This is a genomic window from Aliifodinibius sp. S!AR15-10 (genome assembly GCF_031569985.1).
In the GTDB taxonomy this organism is placed as follows: Bacteria; Bacteroidota; Rhodothermia; order Balneolales; family Balneolaceae; genus JAMQKA01.
Genome location: NZ_JAMQKA010000006.1, coordinates 127,706 through 146,693, shown reverse-complemented (window position 1 = coordinate 146,693; position 18,988 = coordinate 127,706). Strand labels below are relative to the sequence as shown.

19 protein-coding genes are annotated in these 18,988 nt (G+C 46.0%); 9 read left to right on the top strand and 10 right to left on the bottom strand.

What is annotated here, in order from left to right:
• Positions 1-143 precede the first annotated feature (143 nt).
• The 3 genes from NC796_RS06540 to NC796_RS06530 all read left to right on the top strand — a co-directional run bounded on the left by NC796_RS06540 (position 144) and on the right by NC796_RS06530 (position 2,977).
• On the top strand, positions 144-1,739 hold the full coding sequence (locus tag NC796_RS06540; protein ID WP_310683194.1) for a sialidase family protein: 1,596 nt from the start codon (positions 144-146) through the stop codon (positions 1,737-1,739).
• A 71-nt stretch (positions 1,740-1,810) separates the two neighbouring features.
• Positions 1,811-2,740 carry a dihydrodipicolinate synthase family protein gene (locus tag NC796_RS06535; RefSeq protein WP_310683192.1) on the top strand — a complete coding sequence of 310 codons (930 nt, stop codon included), beginning with the start codon at positions 1,811-1,813 and terminating at the stop codon, positions 2,738-2,740.
• A 60-nt stretch (positions 2,741-2,800) separates the two neighbouring features.
• Complete coding sequence (locus NC796_RS06530; protein ID WP_310683190.1) at positions 2,801-2,977, top strand: hypothetical protein; 177 nt, start codon at positions 2,801-2,803, stop codon at positions 2,975-2,977.
• Between the two features lie 75 nt (positions 2,978-3,052).
• Here NC796_RS06530 and NC796_RS06525 read toward each other — a convergent pair whose 3' ends face one another.
• Both NC796_RS06525 and NC796_RS06520 read right to left on the bottom strand, forming a co-directional pair.
• Positions 3,053-3,853: a DUF6694 family lipoprotein gene (locus tag NC796_RS06525; RefSeq protein WP_310683188.1), complete on the bottom strand. Its 801-nt coding sequence runs from the start codon at positions 3,851-3,853 to the stop codon at positions 3,053-3,055.
• Positions 3,854-4,234: 381 nt separating this feature from the next.
• The gene (locus NC796_RS06520) at positions 4,235-4,678 is read right to left on the bottom strand and encodes a hypothetical protein (RefSeq protein ID WP_310683185.1); all 444 of its coding nucleotides are present in this window, start codon (positions 4,676-4,678) and stop codon (positions 4,235-4,237) included.
• A gap of 462 nt (positions 4,679-5,140) precedes the next feature.
• Between NC796_RS06520 and NC796_RS06515 the strand changes: the two genes are divergently transcribed.
• From NC796_RS06515 to NC796_RS06490, 6 genes are all read left to right on the top strand, one after another.
• Entirely contained in the window at positions 5,141-6,349 is a 1,209-nt protein-coding gene (locus tag NC796_RS06515) for a tyrosine-type recombinase/integrase (protein WP_310683183.1), read from the top strand.
• A gap of 6 nt (positions 6,350-6,355) precedes the next feature.
• A complete protein-coding gene (locus NC796_RS06510; protein WP_310683182.1) occupies positions 6,356-7,189 on the top strand; it encodes a hypothetical protein in 834 nt (277 codons plus the stop codon).
• Positions 7,190-7,290: 101 nt separating this feature from the next.
• Positions 7,291-7,497: an AlpA family phage regulatory protein gene (locus NC796_RS06505; RefSeq protein WP_310683180.1), complete on the top strand. Its 207-nt coding sequence runs from the start codon at positions 7,291-7,293 to the stop codon at positions 7,495-7,497.
• Between the two features lie 164 nt (positions 7,498-7,661).
• Positions 7,662-10,028 carry a DUF3987 domain-containing protein gene (locus tag NC796_RS06500; RefSeq protein WP_310683178.1) on the top strand — a complete coding sequence of 789 codons (2,367 nt, stop codon included), beginning with the start codon at positions 7,662-7,664 and terminating at the stop codon, positions 10,026-10,028.
• Between the two features lie 640 nt (positions 10,029-10,668).
• Positions 10,669-11,133: an Rrf2 family transcriptional regulator gene (locus tag NC796_RS06495; protein WP_310683176.1), complete on the top strand. Its 465-nt coding sequence runs from the start codon at positions 10,669-10,671 to the stop codon at positions 11,131-11,133.
• 26 nt (positions 11,134-11,159) lie between these two features.
• Positions 11,160-11,651, top strand: coding sequence for a DUF4149 domain-containing protein (locus tag NC796_RS06490; protein WP_310683175.1), 492 nt, complete (start codon positions 11,160-11,162; stop codon positions 11,649-11,651).
• Between the two features lie 59 nt (positions 11,652-11,710).
• Here NC796_RS06490 and NC796_RS06485 read toward each other — a convergent pair whose 3' ends face one another.
• The 8 genes from NC796_RS06485 to NC796_RS06450 all read right to left on the bottom strand — a co-directional run bounded on the left by NC796_RS06485 (position 11,711) and on the right by NC796_RS06450 (position 18,947).
• On the bottom strand, positions 11,711-12,178 hold the full coding sequence (locus NC796_RS06485) for a plastocyanin/azurin family copper-binding protein (protein WP_310683173.1): 468 nt from the start codon (positions 12,176-12,178) through the stop codon (positions 11,711-11,713).
• A gap of 153 nt (positions 12,179-12,331) precedes the next feature.
• Complete coding sequence (locus NC796_RS06480) at positions 12,332-12,943, bottom strand: SCO family protein (RefSeq protein WP_310683172.1); 612 nt, start codon at positions 12,941-12,943, stop codon at positions 12,332-12,334.
• Positions 12,940-13,749, bottom strand: a complete 810-nt coding sequence (locus NC796_RS06475) for a formylglycine-generating enzyme family protein (protein WP_310683170.1) — start codon at positions 13,747-13,749, stop codon at positions 12,940-12,942. Before NC796_RS06475 ends, NC796_RS06480 begins: the two co-directional genes overlap by 4 nt.
• A gap of 42 nt (positions 13,750-13,791) precedes the next feature.
• Complete coding sequence (locus NC796_RS06470; protein ID WP_310683168.1) at positions 13,792-15,012, bottom strand: multicopper oxidase domain-containing protein; 1,221 nt, start codon at positions 15,010-15,012, stop codon at positions 13,792-13,794.
• 123 nt (positions 15,013-15,135) lie between these two features.
• Complete coding sequence (locus NC796_RS06465) at positions 15,136-15,501, bottom strand: hypothetical protein (RefSeq protein ID WP_310683166.1); 366 nt, start codon at positions 15,499-15,501, stop codon at positions 15,136-15,138.
• Between the two features lie 521 nt (positions 15,502-16,022).
• Positions 16,023-17,792 carry a CRTAC1 family protein gene (locus tag NC796_RS06460; RefSeq protein WP_310683164.1) on the bottom strand — a complete coding sequence of 590 codons (1,770 nt, stop codon included), beginning with the start codon at positions 17,790-17,792 and terminating at the stop codon, positions 16,023-16,025.
• Positions 17,785-17,934, bottom strand: coding sequence for a hypothetical protein (locus NC796_RS06455; protein WP_310683162.1), 150 nt, complete (start codon positions 17,932-17,934; stop codon positions 17,785-17,787). The genes NC796_RS06460 and NC796_RS06455 overlap by 8 nt, the downstream gene beginning before the upstream one ends.
• The gene (locus NC796_RS06450) at positions 17,931-18,947 is read right to left on the bottom strand and encodes a permease (protein ID WP_310683160.1); all 1,017 of its coding nucleotides are present in this window, start codon (positions 18,945-18,947) and stop codon (positions 17,931-17,933) included. The genes NC796_RS06455 and NC796_RS06450 overlap by 4 nt, the downstream gene beginning before the upstream one ends.
• Positions 18,948-18,988: the final 41 nt, after the last annotated feature.

The following is an 18,988-nucleotide window of genomic DNA, read 5'->3' as shown; positions in this document are numbered from 1 at the left end:
CTAGCCCGAAAGATCGGCCTTTCCCTCACCAGCCCAGGTAAGGGAAAAGGTCGGTTTCGGGATAAACAATTGATATGATTATGTATGTCTGTAACGGAAGGATTTTTAGGCTGGATTGAATACTTAACCTTTATTTGTGCAATATGAGATACCTTATTTTACTTCTTGTTTTTTCTACTTGCCTGAATTTATCTTGCAGTAGCACGCAACATAATACGTCCAATAATCGACCGGTTGTATCTAACCAGGTATCAACACACCAAGCGATCACCCCAATATTAATTGGGAAGGAGGCAAATCCTGTATTAAGAGTTGAAGTCGATGGAAATTCGGATAAAGTAGTTAATTCGATTACTATTTCTACCGAAGGAACAACTCAGCTTACAGATATAGATGAAATTCATTTGTTCTATACCGGGAGTGATAGCGTCTTTAATGTAGAGACCAAGTTGCATCAAACTACTAAAGCAACCCAGAAAGTAAGTCTGCCAGCTGACCAAAAATTACAGCAAGGGGCAAACTATTTTTGGATATCCTACAAGGTAGATCCCAAAGCCGATTTACTCAACAGAGTGGATGCAAGTCTGGAAGCGGTAACAATGAATGATGGTTCATCACTTGCGCCGGCCAATCGGCCTCTGGATAAAGGACTTAAATTGGGAATTGCCCTCCGACAACAGGGTGAAGAGGGCGTGCATACCTACCGTATTCCTGGTATGGTGACGACCAATTCCGGAACTCTTATTGCAGCCTATGATATTAGATATGATAATCCGAGTGACCTACAGGGTGACATTGATGTAGGAATAAGTCGAAGTACGGATAAAGGGGAATCCTGGGAGCCGATGCAAATTATCATGGATATGGAAGAGTGGGGAGGTCGACCGGAAGATGAAAATGGAATTGGTGATCCCTCGATACTCGTGGATAAGAATACTGGGACTATCTGGGTAGCAGCGTTATGGACCCACGGCATGCCGGGACAACGTGCTTGGAATGCCTCCGGGACAGGTGTAACCCCAGAAGAGACGGGGCAGTTTGTATTGGTCAAAAGTGAAGATGATGGGAAGACCTGGTCTGAACCGATTAATATTACAAAGCAGATTAAAAAGCCAGAATGGCAACTGCTGCTGCAGGGGCCCGGGAGGGGAATAACCATGAGTGGTGGCACACTTGTCTTTCCCGCGCAGTTTAAAGATGCCAATGGTATGCCTTATTCGACCATTGTTTATAGTAAAGATCATGGAAAAACTTGGGATATTGGGACAGGGGCAAAAGCCAACACAACCGAGGCCCAGGTTGTTGAGCTGAGCGACGGCTCGCTGATGCTCAATATGCGGGATAATCGTGGGGGCTCCCGTTCCATTTATACGACAGAAGATCTCGGCCAGACATGGACGAAGCATCCCACATCACGCTCCGCTCTGAAGGAGCCGGTCTGTATGGCCAGCCTCATCCATTTCCCCTATCGGGAGGGTGAGACCGGCAAGCATTGCCTGCTTTTTTCAAACCCCAACAGCAGGGAAGCCCGGGAAAATATGACTATCAAAATGAGTACAGATGATGGGATGAGTTGGCCTAAAGAGAACCAGATACTTTTAAATGAAAACAGTGGATACGGCTATTCCTGTATGACTCCAATAGATGAGCAGACGGTTGGAATTTTATATGAGGGGGTTCGGGAACTGTACTTTCAAAAGGTGAAGATTTCAGAACTATTGGATGGCCAGAGTAGGTAGATCTACAGAACCTACATATAGCATTCTAAAATTAGATTCACTACAAGTAATTATTAGTTAACAAGAACTTTATGGATACAGAAAAAATTAAAGGTTTAGTAGTAGCCCCATTTACCCCAATGCATAAAAATGGGCGCATTAACTTAACGGTTATTCCCAGCTTGCATGAGTTGTATAAAAACAACAAAGTTACGGGAGCTTTTATCAATGGATCGACTGGGGAGGGTCTGGAGCTAACGGCAGAAGAAAGAAAATCCCTGACTGAAGCATGGGATGATTCTGTGTCAGATAACTTTAAGTTACTGGTTCATGTGGGACACTCTTCGCTTGAGGAGGCCAAAGCTTTGGCCAGCCATGCAGGAAATTGCAATTCTGTAGATGGCATTTCAACAGTTGGCCCTTTTTATCGGAAACCGGATTCAGTGGAAAGACTGGTAGAATTTTGTAAAGAAGTTGCTGCTGCGGCACCTGATACTCCATTTTACTATTATCATATTCCACCGCTAACAGGAGTAGATCTTCCTATGTTTGATTTTCTTGAACTGGCCGCTGAGGAAATTCCAACTCTGGCTGGTATCAAGTTTAGCCACAACAATTTTGTGGACTTTAGTCGGTGTCTTCAATACAAAAAGGGTTCGTTCGATCTCATTTTTGGAAGTGATGAACTGATGAGTTGCGGGTTGATGCTTGGTGCTGAAGGTTTTATAGGGAGTACGTACAATTTATTTCCCTGGCTATACCATCAGATTTTTGAGGCTTTTGATTCTGGCAATATGACTGAGGTGCGCCGCTTGCAAAACCAGTCGATGAATTACGTAAGATTGATAGATCAATTTGGCTATGCCGCGGCTGCAAAACGGCTTATGAAACGCCTGGGGGTAGATTGCGGTCCAGCACGGTTACCTTTACATACGCCTACTGAGGAACAAATGGATGAGTTGGAATCGGTGTTACGTGAAGAAGATTTTTTTTCTTATGCCTTACGAAAGGTTAACGCCTAGTGCAAACGTCTAGTAATTCATAAGCAATATATTCTGCTAATCTTTTAATGGGAATTAACAATGAATAATTTCAAAGAAGTATTGATAAAGATATTATTACTCTTAATAGCACCTGGGTTTGCAATCACTGTTACTCAAGTATCAACTGGTTCTTATACCAGCTCTCTAATTGTTGGAGTAATAGTACTTATTGGAACATTTTGGATTTTATTTATACAAGAAAATAAAGACCAGTGAATTTATGATTTAACGGCTTTCCCCTACAACCATCTTATAGATTGTATTGACCAAAAATGAGTATGAAGTATTTTACTATTCATCAGTATAAACGTCTTTTAAAATTTTAAGCCTTGCAGAATCAGAATCAGTGAATTTAGCATTAGTTATGTCATTCCCCTGAGGACCAAAAAGGGTTTTGATTTCAACGGTAGTTATAAGGTCATTACGGTCTGGAATATCTCCCCACCCTGAAAATTGATTTGGTACTAGTTTCCAAGTTTTTGTTTCACCGGTTTGAATAGCCCCATTAATTTCATAATTGAACTCTCCCTGATGCCAAGGGACATCTCGACCTGCAGAACTAACCCTAGCAAAGGCTTCAAATTTAGAAATCGTAGTACCAGTATTGTTAGTTATCGTCAATTCAATAATCAATTTATCTGTGAACATATCCTCTTGATAGTATGTTCTGGCAGATTGTACTTTAAACCTACTAAGTAAGCTTTCGGTATTTTTATAAGCCTCTCTCTTTTCTTCTAATCTCTTAATCTCTTTTAGAGCTTGCTGTTTCTGCCTTTTAAATTCATCCTGTAAAATGCTGTCTGCCATTGCTATTATATCACTAGCCGTTTTTTCATCTAAAGTCCGTATGAGCTTTTTATCCAATTGACTATTCATTAGTTGTAATAGGCCACCTGAACTTTCATTTTGTATTTCACTAACTCCAATAATCTTCAATGCAGAATCTACCTTTGCTGCTTTATCATCACTTATATTCTGCTTCATTTCTGTTACTGAATTTTGGAATGCTTCTTTTGAGGAACCGTTAAGTTTTGGTTCAGTACATCCCGTAATTAATAGAATAAGAAATGCTAAAAAGGTTGATACTCTCATAATAAAGCCCGATTTATAATCAATAGTAAATGTGGGTTAAATAACCTAATAAATTAACTTAGCTCATAAAATAGTAGGTGTTTAAAACGAAACGGCGCGGATAGGAAGGGGAATTATACTAGTCAGAACATTCACTGAACTGGATTATTTTCGACACTATAAAATACCTATCCCCCCCTAAATCATTGTCATTCTTTAAATCTCTAACCGCCGGTGGAAGTTTTTTTCTCTCTCGGTGGGGTAGGGGGGGTAATAAATCTATCATTTGACTTAAATAACCTAGACCACAATCAAGCTACCGGTACCTTATCATTCCTATTTTATTTAAACCTCTTATAATCCATTCTCGGAGGCCGCTTGAAGCCGTGAGCGGGGATTTACTTAACCCTCCCGTTTTATAGCAAAGCCTGATATTTCTACCCCTTGAACTCTTAAAGTACCATTCATTCGAGAGGTAGGGGTTACATCAAAACGTGTTATTGCATCCGCTCCCATATCAGTTGCCACTTTATGAATTTCATCAATTGCCTTTTCAACATTTATATCTTCGGCATGGAATTCTTCTCTATTAACATAGCCTGACCCATCTGGATCACGAACCCTTCGTATTGTTTTGTTCACAGCTGGCCATTGGGTAACGGTTATTAAACCTATAGATTGGTACTCTTCTAAATACTGTTCTGGAGTGATAAGAAAACCTTGATCAGTATATTTTGAGAAATCATATCCGGTTACATTAACTACTTCATCTCTTGCCACTGTTTCCGGTCCAGCACATGAAACAAAAAAAAGGCATAGTAGTAATGCGGTGAGTAAGTATCTCATCTTGTTATAGTTTAGTTGCATCTCTATTTAGCCAACGATTAAGATTAAAAGGTAAGATAGAACATAGCCTTGGTTATGCAAGTTCACGCACAGAATCCCACCTATTAGAGAGGCTAAAATAGCGGGGTTGCAGGTTCATTTCTGATACCATTCTGATACCAGAACAAAAAAGAGTCTTTATAAAGGCAGGATATTGCAAAATAAAAAAGCCCCTAACTCTATGCGGGTCAAAGGCTTAATGATATGTGGGTGGTGCAGGATTCGAACCTGCGACCCCCTGCTTGTAAGGAATTTAAAAAGGAATTTTCGTACATTATTAAAGGCTTACAAGAATTGCGTAACCTATTGCAATTCAATGGCTTACAATTTTTTAGGGGTTGTCAGGAGTTCTCCATAGTAGAAACTATTCTGTTACCCCTGTGTTACCCCGAGAATCACATACTAACCTTTTTTAAAAAAACGATGGCGACCATACATTTTAATCATCAGGCGATATCTGCGTTAAAACCACCACCTAAAAGAATCGAATTATTTGATGAACATACTAAAGGGCTGGGATTGCGAATCACCCCTTCCGGGACAAAAACGTTCTTCTACCGTTATCGAATTAATGGTAAAATTCGCAGGTTTACCATTGGCCAGTTTGACGGGGTCAGTCTCAAGCAAGCCCGAGACGAAATATCACGACTTAGGGTTAAAGTATTGGATGGAAATGATCCTCAGGCGGAACGGCAAAGCAAGAAAAACACGCAGGAGCTGCAAACCTTTTCTGATTTAGCCGATGAGTTTAAAGAAAAGTATATCCCAACGTTGAGAGCCAACACGCAAAAAGAGTATAAAAGAATTATTGACAAGGAATTGGTTCCGGCGATAGGTAAATTCCCGATCAGCAAGGTGACCAAAAATGAAATCATCGAACTCTTAGATAAGAAAGCCTACAAAGACAACTCTCCCACGATGGCCAACCGAATGCGGGCGCGACTGTCTCGCATTTTTACCTTCGGTATGGAGAGAGGGCTTGCAGAAGTAAACCCCGTGCAACTTACATCTACCTACAAACAAGGAGAATCCAAGCGGGACCGGTACTACACCGAGCAGGAGATACGAACCTTGTGGGAGTTTTTTGAAGACTGGGGCGAGCCGACCCAGTCGGTACTGGAAATGCTGCTCATTTGCGGACAGCGCAAGACCGAGACGATGAAAATGAGGTGGGCTGACATCCAGGGAGACGTATGGACGATTCCAGCTTCACTGGCTAAAAATAAGCAGCCTCATGATGTACCGCTTTCTAAGATGGCCTTGGAGGTCCTCGAAAAGATGAAAAAGCTAAATGGAGACAAGGAATATGTTTTTACCTCTCCAAAGAACAGTAAAGCTCCCCTTGATTCCCTGAGCCGGGTACGCCAGACGATAAAGAATACCACTGAAGTTTCTGATTTCCGACCTCATGATCTTCGGCGTACCGTTGCTACGTATATGGCAAAGTTGGGAGTCGAGCGCACGGTGCTGGGTAAAATCCTGAATCATAAAGGATTGGCCGGTGATGGACAGGTAACAGCCATCTATGATCGGCACAGTTATATGGGAGAAAAGCGTGAGGCCTTAAACCTGTGGAGCTCGAACTTGCGCAAGATCCTGGATGAGGAAAATGATAAAATAATAGTAGGATAAACAGGAATGGACAGTGATGTAACATTAACCGACCTGCAATGGCCGGGGAATTCCCGAAAGGAGCAAGAGCGAAGGGAGAGCCTGCTTTTCCATTTCTTCAGTGTTTATGCAGAGCACTATAACAGGCAGCGGGTTGCGGCACAGGCTGACTTTGCGGCCATACTGGATCTGCTTGGCATGACGTCTGACTCAAAACATCAGACGCTGGAAAAGAAGAAAGATAGATTTAAAAATGAAATCGTTGTATTAAGTGAGCAGTATCATAGTCAATTTGGAAATATTGACGCCTCAGCCGTTGAATATTATAAGGCCAGGATTATAGAATTGGTGGATGAGATATCAATGCCTGAAGAGATATGTTATCCAGACATAGATGAAATCGTCGATGAACTGCGGGGTTATACCGTAGAGTTTGCCAAAATCATTTTCAAGGAAAAGAGTATAGATTCGGCCGTACCAATATTTAAGGGGATTTTTGATCTACATGCATATTACAATGGGTATATAGACCACAGAATACATATGACGAGTTTGGGGCTTGTCATACACAAAGTAAATCAAGAGGGGTACCCCAAGAGGATTAAACTTTCGGAAGAGCTGGATCAGCAAGAGAAAGAGGCCATCAAGGGAGAAGTGTTCAAAAGCTATGACTTGCAAAAAAATGACTATTGGATTACCGCTTACGAGCTTTACAGCAATGATCGTACCTGGGAAGAAGTGTACGGGGTAATCGAAAAACTCCGGGCGGATCTTGGGCTCGTGCCCAAGTACACGTCCTTTGATAGCTTCAAAAGGGCCAAGAGCAGATTCGACAAGCAGCGGCGTTCAGGGACGAAGTAACCATTGTCACCCCCGGAAAGTGACCGTTGTCATCTTACCAAAGGGGGGCATTACCAGTAGGTTTTAAGCGCACTAATTACTAACCAAACGCATTAAAACCTATGAAAGACTTATCGTTAATACGACCCAATGAATTAGCTGATCTGTTAAGCATTTCGATCCCCACCTTATATCGAATGATCAATAACGGCGAACTGCCACCCAAAGTCAGGATCGGAAAAAGAGCCGTCGGTTGGCGCCGCTCGCAGATTGAAGACTGGATGGATGAGCGGACCGAAGAGCCCAAACAGCCGGAGGTCCAAAACTAAGGGTGTTACGCCTCTTTGGGCAGGTAGGGCTTTAATTTCCAAAGCAACAACCGAACGGAAACCGCTCTGCCTGCCTAACGTGGCAGGAACCAGCCAATACCTCCTATTCAAATACCCACCTTCATTAATCCATATATCAAACCATTTGCCAGAAGCCGAAACCAATGACAGTCAGTGAAAAATTAACCCCACAGGATATTCATGTAATTCTAAATCGGTTAGGTATCAACCATAACGGCTGGAAGCCGGACCCCAATAGTTGGATTACAATAAAATCCCCGCTACGTGAAGACAAAAATCCTTCATTTGGACTAAACCTCCAGACCGGGGCCTTTAAAGACCACGGGACAGATGAGAGTGGTGATATTGTCACATTGGTAGAACAGATTATGGATTTGGACAACAAAGAAGCGATTACCTGGATTAACAAGGAGCTGGGCTCTCTATTTGATACCACCAAGTTATCAAGTTCCTACCCTATAAACGAGAAGATAGACGAGCCCTTTTGGACATCAGATAATATACTTCTCCTGTCTGAAAGCCAGGAGCGACTAAAAAAGGAACCTGCACATCCTCTCATTGGGCAGGTATTATCCTACGATCAAGTCAAGATTGATTCTCTCCATCACTTCGGTTGTGGGATCCTGAACCAGTACGGTGAAGACTGGCTGACTTTCCCCTACGATTCCGGCTGCCAGCTGTACCGCAGAGTTAACGGGAAAAAACAGATACGCGCGCTTAAGGGAAGCACTCCGGGAAATTCATTTTTTGGAAGTAGAAAGCTGTCAGCAGCCCACGAAGGATTAGTAATAGGGAAATCCCCCAGGGAAGCGATGCTGCTTCATCAGCTCCTGTTAAACAATGCGGATGTAATTGGATTGGCAACGGGGGAGCAGTCCACACTATCGGACAGGCAGATGCAATGGCTTCGAAAGCAAATTGAAGGGGCAGATTACACCAAAGTTGTTTTGTGCCTGGATTGTGACAGCGACCTGGCTTACCAAACTGCCATGAAACTGGGACGGAACATCAAAACAATAGCGCCCAAGCTAGATGTATCACTAATAAATGTTCACCGGTTTACCAATGGAGCGTGCAAGGATCTGACCGATATCGTTAAGGATGAAACGTACCGGCCCCAGCTGGCAGATCTGTTCAAAAACAGAGAGCCCGTAACTCTTCAGGAGCCCCCAAAGGCACCTCAGAAGCTTCCGGAAATAAACCTGGATATTGCAACGGCCCCATCCATTCCGGATGTCGTATATGAGCACTTGCCGGAACTGCTACAGTCTCAGTGTCAGCTCATTAGCGAGCAACACCGCAAAGATGTATTCCTGGTATCGGCCCTCCCCGTGGTGGCAGCTCATATGCCGAAGGTACTGGCCGGTCACGTGGATGGTTATTATTCCCCGGACCTGTTTAGCCTGGTAGTGGCAGCTCCGGGAACCGGGAAAGGAACCGCTGGCAAGGCAAAAAAACTGGGTCACGTCTTAAACGAACGACTCATCAGAGACTCCAGGATGAGGAAGGCCGATTATGAGGCGATGACGGATGAGCAAAAAAGCCAGGTGAGTGAGCCCAGGGAGCAGAGCCTGTTTATCCCAGCCAACTCTTCCAGCCGGGCCATTTACGACACCCTGGATGCCAACGGGGGAAGCGGACTGTTGTTCGAGACCGAAATTGATACCATGCTCAATGCTACGGGGCAGGATTGGGGAAACTTCTCTGACATTACCCGCAAGGCTTTTCACCATGAATCAATATCCATCAATCGCAGAGATGAACTCTTTTTTATTGATAAGCCCCGGCTCTCCATTTGTCTGACGGGCACCTTTGACCAGTTTACGGAAATGTTCCAAAGCGCCGAAAATGGTCATTTCAGCCGGTACGCCCTGTACACCTTTAATGTGCCTCGCAGATGGCAAAGCCACCGGCCGACAGCCCAAAGTCGCCAGCTGGAAGATTCCCTGCAGACGGCAAGCCTGGAGTTATTCGAGCTATACAGCAAGCTTAAACCCAGGGCAACGCCTTTGCAAGTAGATCTCACCTCCGAGCAGTGGGAGATGATCGACAGCACCTTTTCAGATAAGATGCAACTGATTGAGGATTGGGACCTTTCCTCCTATTTGCATGCCTCAAACAACCGGGCAGCTATTCTGGCTCTTCGAATGACATCGATGTTTGCCGTCCTGCGCACCTTCCGGCAGAACCCGGTTACCCTTGAAACAGCTACCAGCATAAAACCCAGCCTTTCGGATATGACAGCGGCGTTATGGCTGGCCGATACCTTTATCAAACATGCGATTCGCCTGTATCATATTTTACCCAAAGCTACGGATGTGGATGGAAAGGGCCAGCGGTATCGCCATTTTTACCTGGCTTTGCCCGAAGAATTCCAAACCAGTAAGGCGATTGAAATAGCGGAAGGGTTAAACATCCCACAGCGGACGGCCCACCGCTGGTTATCCTCTCTTACAGGTGAATATCTAACCCGAATCAAAAGAGGCTATTACAAAAAAATGACAGAATAGCCGGTTGGCAGTTATGGCAGAAGTGGCATTAATGGCAACCCGTTGCAGGTGAAATGCCAGTTCTGCCAGTAATGCCACTATTGCCAAGTCGAAATTTGTGGCAAATGTCTCGTATGTCTCATATAATGTTCCATAATATTCTGGCGATTTTTTGCTATCATGATTTCCTATCACGCCTGCCGGATGAATTAAGAAACGATGCAGAAAATTTAAAAGAACAGAACCAGAATTCTATTGAGAAAAGTATTTAATTAACTCCAATACATTGCATTTGGAGGTAACCACCCTATAAAGCACCGGTATCCCTATCTGATAAACCGAATAGTCAGAGTGGAATTCCCATTTCCATAACACTATAATGCAATATTTTTAATTCTCGTATTACAATTTGAACTACCATTTAGTGAAATTTGAGGAATGTATTCACTTAAAAACTACTACTAGCTACAAGCCTACCTAACCTTAATTCTCTCCTCATCTTATTCACCCTTTTGGGATATGGGCTATATTTGAAATTTCTTTGGATGGGTGGGAATGGGATGCAATAGGACGGTTTGGGGTGAGATCGATTGGAACTGAATGGAATAAGACAAAAAATTATTTATTTTAAGGACAAAATACTCTTAAATAAAGTAATAAAATGCTCTTATCAAAAGCATGTATATACGGTATGCGGGCAGCACTATATCTGGCCTCCAGCTCAAATGATCGTTTTATTGCAATAAGTCAAATAAGTGAGGACCTCGATATCTCTCGTCATTTTTTAACCAAGATTCTACAACAACTGACGAAGGCAGATATCATGGAATCTATGAAAGGTCCGAAAGGCGGGGTCCGACTGAAGGGATCAGGTGACGAAATAACCTTGGTTGAGATTGTTGCAGCAATAGACGGGATGGATATTCTCACAGAGTGTGCGCTGGGATTGCCGGGATGCGGAACGGCCAAACCCTGTCCCTTGCATGACCAATGGGCGGATACCAGGGACGAGATAAGGAAAATGCTTGAGGATACTACCCTGACAGATTTATCACGCAAAGGAAAGGAAGGCAACTTGCGGATTACAGAAGACGGCAGCTTCGATTGGCTCCCAAAAAATAATTAACTACTTACATACAAAGAATTTTATATATGTATTACATATCAATTTATATCCATATCCTTTCAGCCATTTTTTGGATAGGTGGTATGATGTTTACTATGGCGGTTTTGGTGCCGGCTTCAAGAAATAAATTACTGGTACAAAAGCGCGGCGCTTTTTTTAAGCTCGTCGGAGAAAAGTTCAGTAAAATCTCATGGATTCTTTTCCTGGTACTTATTATCACAGGTATTACTAATCTTACGGGGAGGGGGATTCCACTGGAAAGCCTACTGAATACCTCATTTTGGCAAAGTGAATTTGGATCCAGGTTGTTCATGAAGCTTCATCTGTTTGCCGGTGTCCTGATTCTGAGCGGTATTCATGATTTTTATGCCGGGCCCAAGGCTGCTGAGCTGATCGATAAAAATCCGGAATCATCAAAAACCCAAACTTTCAGGAAAGTTTCCTCATGGATTGGCCGAATTAATTTTTTGCTGGGCCTAGCGATTCTCTACTACGCCATCCGCCTGGCGAGAGGATAAAAAAAGGCAGCCCATACCGAGCTGCCTTTCAGATAAGATTATGTTATTCAGGGAGAAGTCTATTTACTTGCCTGAGAAGTCACCGTAAGAACGCCCTTCATTCCAGCCTGGTAGTGACCCGGGAAGGTACAGACGTACTCATACTGGCCGGGTTCCTGGGGAACCGTAAAGGTCACTTCCACCGTTTCGCCGCCACCGGCCAGGGCTGTTGCCGCAACGATCTGGTCTTTGTACTCCGGGGCGATATACTCGTTATCCCGCGCCTGCATAGAGGCCATTACCACCTCATCAACATTGGCGTCCTTGTCAAGAACGACCACGTTGTGGGCCATCGCCGTTTTGGGGATCTGGCTCTTGGTAGTGAATTTGATGGTTATCTCTTCACCGGTCTGGGCTTCGATCGATGTCACATCAAACTTCATGTTGTCCGTTCCGGTGATTTCAATAGTTCGCTGGGCCAGTGCCGTTGAAATGGCGGTGAACAGGGTCAGAGTTAGGATCAGTGTTATTTTTATAAGTGATTTCATGGGTTCTTTCCTCGTTGGGATTTATTGGTATTGTTTTGTTAAAAGTGAATTCTTCTCGTTAGTCGTTTTTTCCAGTTCCGGACCCGCACCATCCAACATGCAGCCAGTGTTTAAAATCAAGCTCAACATGAGTGTTGTGGATGACAGGTAATTTCATTGCCGAATGCCCGTTTTAATTATGCTGCGAATTTCCCGGGCGGCTTCTGCCATGGGTTGATTAAGTCCTTCAACGCGCTTGGCAACCCGTCCCTGGCTGTCGAATACGGTAACCAGGTTGGAATGGGCAAAATGGCCGTCGCTTTTCTTTGAGTATTGCACCCCGAGCATCATTGCCAGGCTTCTCACGCTTGCCGCTTCGGAGGTCATGAAGTGCCAGCCGGGAATGTTCAGCTGCTCCTGTTCGGCATATTTCCGCAGTACGTCCGGGGTATCGTTTTCCGTGTCAAAGGTGATTGCCAGTACGGTTACAGAGGGCCGGTTGGCCTCATCAACCATGCTGTACAGCCGACGTGTATCTTGAATCAGCATAGGGCACACCTGCGTGCAGTTCCCGTAAAACATGACTACGATTACCGGCTCTCCGGAAAAGTCGCTGAGCGCATACGTTTCACCACGATGATCGGTCCACTCCGCATCTAGGTGATACAGCGAGTGCTCCGCGCTTATTTCTCCCGCATTCAGGGCATCTGTTATCTCGTGGTGGTGCTGGGCGGCCAAGCTGGTTGCGAGGCAGAACATCAACAGTATGAATGAGACTGTTTTCATTGTGCTATTGTTGCCGTTTCTGGTTCCTGTTCCATGTTATAAGCACACCGAAAGCCCATGGTGGCTGTGGCGGTGGTGGGACTATAGCTCATCCGCGTGATGTACCGGATGGAGGCCGCATAACTGTAGGCGTTGCCCCACTGCTGCATGCGTCCCACTGTGCCGCAGTCCAGGGAGAGATCATCGGCTACGGGCGGTTTAAAATCCTGCACCCACTCCATGATCAAGCCAAACTGGTCCTTGACGCCGAGGCGATTCTCAATGCCGGTGGAGCCAACCGCTGCAGAGTTCTTTGTATCTACGCTCGAATACCAGCTCATCAGTCGGGCAGCAAATTGGCTCACGGATGATTGTGAATCGAAATCCATTAGCTGAGCGGAGTATTCCCATTCGTTGAGGGTTGGAAGTCGCCCGCCGACCGATTGGCAATAGGCATTTGCAGCAAACCACGAGACGTGGGTTACGGGACGATTCTTTCCAATCACTTCATAGTCGGGACCGGAGGCCGCCCAGTGTTTCAGATAATCGCTGCTCGCAAAAACGGCTGGCACTTCGCCGCGCTGCCATTGTTCATGTTTTGCTGTAAACACCTCGTACTGCTCGTTGGTGACGGCTGTGACATCCAGGTAAAAAGAGGCCACCCGGATCGGCTCGCCTTCCACTTCGGGCATGACGGAATGGAAAGATCCCGACGGAACAAGCACCTGCCGGGGCTGGGCCCTTGCTGTGGCAGCCAGGCTCAGTGCCATTGCGGCCACCACGAGAGCCAGCAGGTTAACAGGTGCTATGTTCGTCTGGAGTGTCATTTCTTATTAATTTTGGTTTTACTCATTTGAAAATTGGGGCAATTACTTGTGGGGACCGGCTTTCAGCGTTCCGGTAGCCCCTTTTTCGGCATCGGCGAATTCATGGTCGATCAGGATGTATTTGCCCTCTTCCGGCACGATCATGTCGATGGTGGCCGAGCTGGAGGCGCCCAGCAGTACCGTCTGCATGCCGCGCATCTCGTTGTAGGGATGCCCTTCCATCCACACCCGGTCAAAGATGCCGCCGATCACGTGGAAGCTGGAGGTGCCGCTCGGCCCGTTGTTGGAGAAGTGGAAGCGCACGCGTTCCCCGGCATTGGCCTTCAGCGGCTGATCGTGAAGAATCGTTTGATGACCATTGAATACGACGTGTGAGGGATTGCGGTTCTGCGCGGCCTCGAAGTCATATTGGAACAGCCCGTCAGCTCCTTTTTTCAGGTAATATTCAGATTGTACGATTACGTACTCCCGATCTACCAGCTCATCCGTTGGATATCCTTCTTTGGGAGATACAACCACAACACCGTGCTGTCCCATGGACGTGTGCATCAGCACGCTGGGTGTACCACAGTGGTAAATGTAGGTGCCGGGATAGTTGGCCACCCAGTCGAATTTGATCGTTTCGCCCGGTCCAATCGTTCGCCATTTGTCATCTTTGGCTACGGTTCCCGAGTGGAAATCCATAGAGTGAGGCATCGGCATGATCTCTGCTTTGTTTTTCTGGTAATTGTTCTGGCGAAGCTGCTTCAAATACGGAGAGGCCTTTGACCAGTCGGTATTGGTACCTTCCATGCCTTCAGGCTCTATAGAAGAAGGCCCCATTCCGTCTTGACTATTTATTCTAAGCTGACTCATCGGCTCATTGATCTGAACCATTTCACCGGATCGGTTTTTCATAGTGAAGGTGATACGATCTCCTTCCTTTACGTGAAGAACCGGACCGGGAACACTTCCACCAAAGGTCCAGGCGCGATACCTGACGCCATCGGCGACCTCGATCTCCTGGACAATGATATCGATGCGTACCTCGTGATGCTTGTTGCCCTCGTAGTCGAGCGGCTTCAAATTTGGCAGCATGGTGAGGTATTCACCCACGACCGGCGGACCGTCGTAATCCTCGGTGAACACCTCGGCTTCCGGCATGCCAAACGTCATGCCGTCAATTTCAAATTCTGTTTTTTGTTGCTGTTGTGCTGTTACGGTCGAAACATTCATTGCCATTAACATGCCGGCAACGATGAGTAGATAGTGTACAGTTTTCATAGTGTATCCTCCGTATGGGGATTGGTTTTAAATTGGTTGAGCTAACATCAGTTGTAAAGGTTGGAGTCTATAGCCGTGGATGTTCTATCAGTCAGGACAGATGGCTTTACAATCCACATAGCTTTAGCTAAACCGGGGAGGTGGGGGATTGGGCAGAAATGTGGGACCCGTTGCATTATTGACAACAGGCAGGAATAATCTTGAACTGCTCAGAAAAGCATGAGGTTCGGGGATGGTTGTGATCTTCAGTGCAAGGGGATAATAATCAGTATCCAACAGTTGAAGATCTTCATCCTCCCCGCAGCACAGACAATCGGTATCAACCAGGCATCGCACCATTGTACAGGATTCTTCCGAATTATCTGCTTTACTGCTTAACAACTCAATAATACTTCCTTCGAATAGCTGGTATTCAATCATCGGAAGGATCGGCTGTAGTGTGCCGACCAAGAACGTAAGAAGCAATATGATTGAATACGTCCGTTTCATAAAAATCGCCTGTTTTTAATACCAGCGTCCACGCTTTTTAATTCGTACACTAGTATATGCAGTGAATATGAAGAGATAATTAAGTTTTAAGAGTATTATGTCTTTTATTTTTTACCAGTTATGATTGCAATCACCATGCCAAAGACTAACCAATCCGGGGGATAATAATAAAATACCTTATTTTCTTATTTTTGAAGTCTAAACTGTTCTATTCCCAATGAGAGAAGGGAATTTTTAATAGCCTAACTTGCAATGTTGCAAGAATGGAGTTGTATGCCTATTGCAATTTTGCAATAGGTGGTTACCCCTTAGAAAGTATAGTCTTGCAGGTCTTTACTCGATCTTCGGTCATAGCGCCGGGTCATCTGTCGCAGGTTGAAGGTTTGTGAAGGCTGAACATGGGTAATCGATGACTTTCAACCTGGTAGAAAGCCAATAACAAATATACCAGCTAACTAATAACGACACTAACTTGCTGAAAGGGATATGAATATGATAGAAGTATTGGCCCGGTTTGTACTTTAAAGTTTATCACTTAATTCAGACCGCTCTTCTGTAATATGGAGGACCGTATCTACAGGAACTTCTTCCAGTACTTGTCTGAGTCCGGATGGCCAGCGAATAGTCAGTTGTTGGACCTCGGAGTTGGAAAGCCCGAAGAAAAGAGATTTGCTACTGCTGCTTTGATATGAACCACCCGCTTTCACCTCCTGATAAATCGTTTTGCCATCGGTTCGATTCAGTTGCACCTTTGCTCCGATGGCGTCCCGGTTCGATTCAGTTCCCTCAAGCGTGAGTTTGAGCCAGTGATTTTGATTGGATGTCGTATTGAGCAGAAGCTGCGGATGTCCCCCGTCGATATTGGAAATGACGAGATCCGGCCTGCCGTTGTTCGTAATATCAATCACAGCCAGTCCGCGGGAGACATCCCTGTTATCGAAAGAGCCGGCTGAGAGCGTTCGGTCTTCAAATTGGCCCTCCCCCATGTTCTCAAAGAAAAGGTTTTCTGCGTCTGTCGGTTCCGGGTCCCACACCGGACCGGCGGCCATCACGAGGTCGAGGTTCCCGTCCAGGTTCAGGTCCACAAACTCCACACCCCAGCCCGAAGAGCGCCGACTGGGATTCAAGCCAGCATAATGCGTGGCATAATCAAACCGGAGATCGTCAATATTTTGGAACAGGGAGATGTACGATCCCTCCAGGTTGGTTACGGCAAGATCTATCCTGCCAGACTCATTGTAATCTGCGGCGGCCAGGCCCATGCTGCTCTTTACCTCGTCCAATTCTGCAGAAGCTGCAATATCGGTGAATGTGCCATCCCCCCGGTTCAGGTAGAGTTTATTCCGGCTCAGGTCGTTGGCAATGTAGAGATCGGGCCAGTTGTCGTTGTTATAATCAAACCAGATCGCGGACAATCCTTTCCCCTCCTCATTATTCACGCCTGCCTCTTCCGTTACATTGGAGAAGGTGCCATCCCCGTTATTTTTGAACAGAAATGACTCCTGGGCGTCAAAAAAGGCCGGAAAGAGCCGCCGTTCGCCGTAATGAGACGGGTTTTCGATCTCCCAGTCCACATTGTTGACAATATAGAGGTCGGTAAGTCCGTCCCGGTTATAATCGGATGCCGCCGCGGTGGAGCCATAACAGGGATGCTCTCCGCATAGGCCCTCCATGTTTAAACCGGCTTCGTCCGTGATCTCCGTAAATTCACCACCGTCATTCCGGAAAAGCTGCCCGCCTCCATACGATGCAACGTAGAGATCCTGCCGCCCGTTGTTGTTGAAATCAAAGAAGAGCGCGCCCTGCGGGTACCCTTTTAAATCGGACAGGCCCGCATCCTCCGTAATATCATCAAAGGTACCATCTCCGTTATTTCTGTACAGGGTGGACCGGGAGGCTTCTTTCTGCGGTTTTTCTTCCAGCGATGGCATGCTGATGAAGAAGATATCCTCGAATTCATCTTCGTTCACATCACCCACGGCCACCCCTCCGCTCATCACCTCAAGGTACGAGGGATTTTCACTGTTTACTTTGGCGCGATAGAAGGAATCCAGCCCGGAAAACTCCGTTATATCTTCAAATGAGAATGCGGGAGTTTCTCCATACATCGCCTGCTGAAGGGATACCTCTTCGGCCGGTATCCAGGGTTCATCAAACAGGAGACTCAGCCCCGGTATTTCGTGCGGACCATAGTTGCTGACCGCCAGCAGGAGCTGCGCAATCAGAAAGATCGTACCTAAAACTTTTACCCTTGTGGAAAATTTTCCATTGTTATTTACAGGATCAGCCATAGATTGCCACCAGATATTCAACGGTTAAACCGGTACAGACTCCCACCACAAATGTTGCTGCCATCAGCAGCAGGGGAGCCATATGCCCTACATCTTTCTTCAGCATAAAGTAGCTGACTATACTTACGGATGGTGCGGTCACCAGCAGAGCAGATGCCGGCCCGAGACCCATTCCGATAAACAGGAAGCCGAGCACCAGGGGAATTTCAAACAGGGTGGGGATGGCAATGAGTGTACCAAAACAGATATGATGACGATAGCCAGTAAACCGCCCCCCATGTAGGTTTCCACGAATCCGTTGGGGAGCATCAGGCGTATGATGGCGGCCAAAAACATGGCGCCGGTCATCGGTATAAACAGGCGATAGGCAATTTCCACGCTGTTGTTCCACCAGTTTTTAACGGCGGAAACTCCCGCTTCGGCCCAGGTCTCTCCAGGTTGTTCCATTTCTGGGATAGTGCAGGTTTGATCGGCGGCCGTACCTGTAGAATCTCCCAATAGGTCTGGGGAAACGGTAAGCCGCCTTTTTTTGATCGCTTCTGTCAGTTTCACAATAAGTGGAGTGAACAGTACCACAAGGAGAACGGAAGCTGCAATACGTCCCCAGGCCGCGGGACCCGGAAAGAGAACAAAAATGGTAGTCAGCCCCATAATATTCAGAAGGGCCGCACCCATCACTACGCCAAGGGTGGTCTCGGTATTGGCACCGCGTTCTTTCCAGCCAAGGGCTACTGGCACCGAACAGGCGCTGCACATCATCAGGGGTGCGCCCAGCAATCCGCCGTAGGCAGAGCCTTTGGTTCCCCTGGAATTCAGCAATCTGCGTATAAGGCCCTGGGGCAGAATCAGGCTGCTTACGGCCCCGCCGATCAGAAATGCAAAGGCCATCCCGATGGCATTGTTGTCGGTCATATTCACACCGGTGGGAATCCAGGAGAGCCAGTACGGCCAGCCCTCCCTCGACATGATTTCTGTAAACGTATTGGGAGCCCCGGAAGCCAATACGGTTAGTATTTCTGACTTCTGCTGCACTGCCGGCCAACGGGTGTAGTTCATAAATATCCACCACAGGCCGATTGTAATGAATATGCCAAACCAGGTTTGTTTGGGTACGGATTTTATAGGATTCACCATTTTACGAAACAGTAATCTCATAATGTTATCCCAGTTTTAGTTTCCACACGCGCATCATTCAT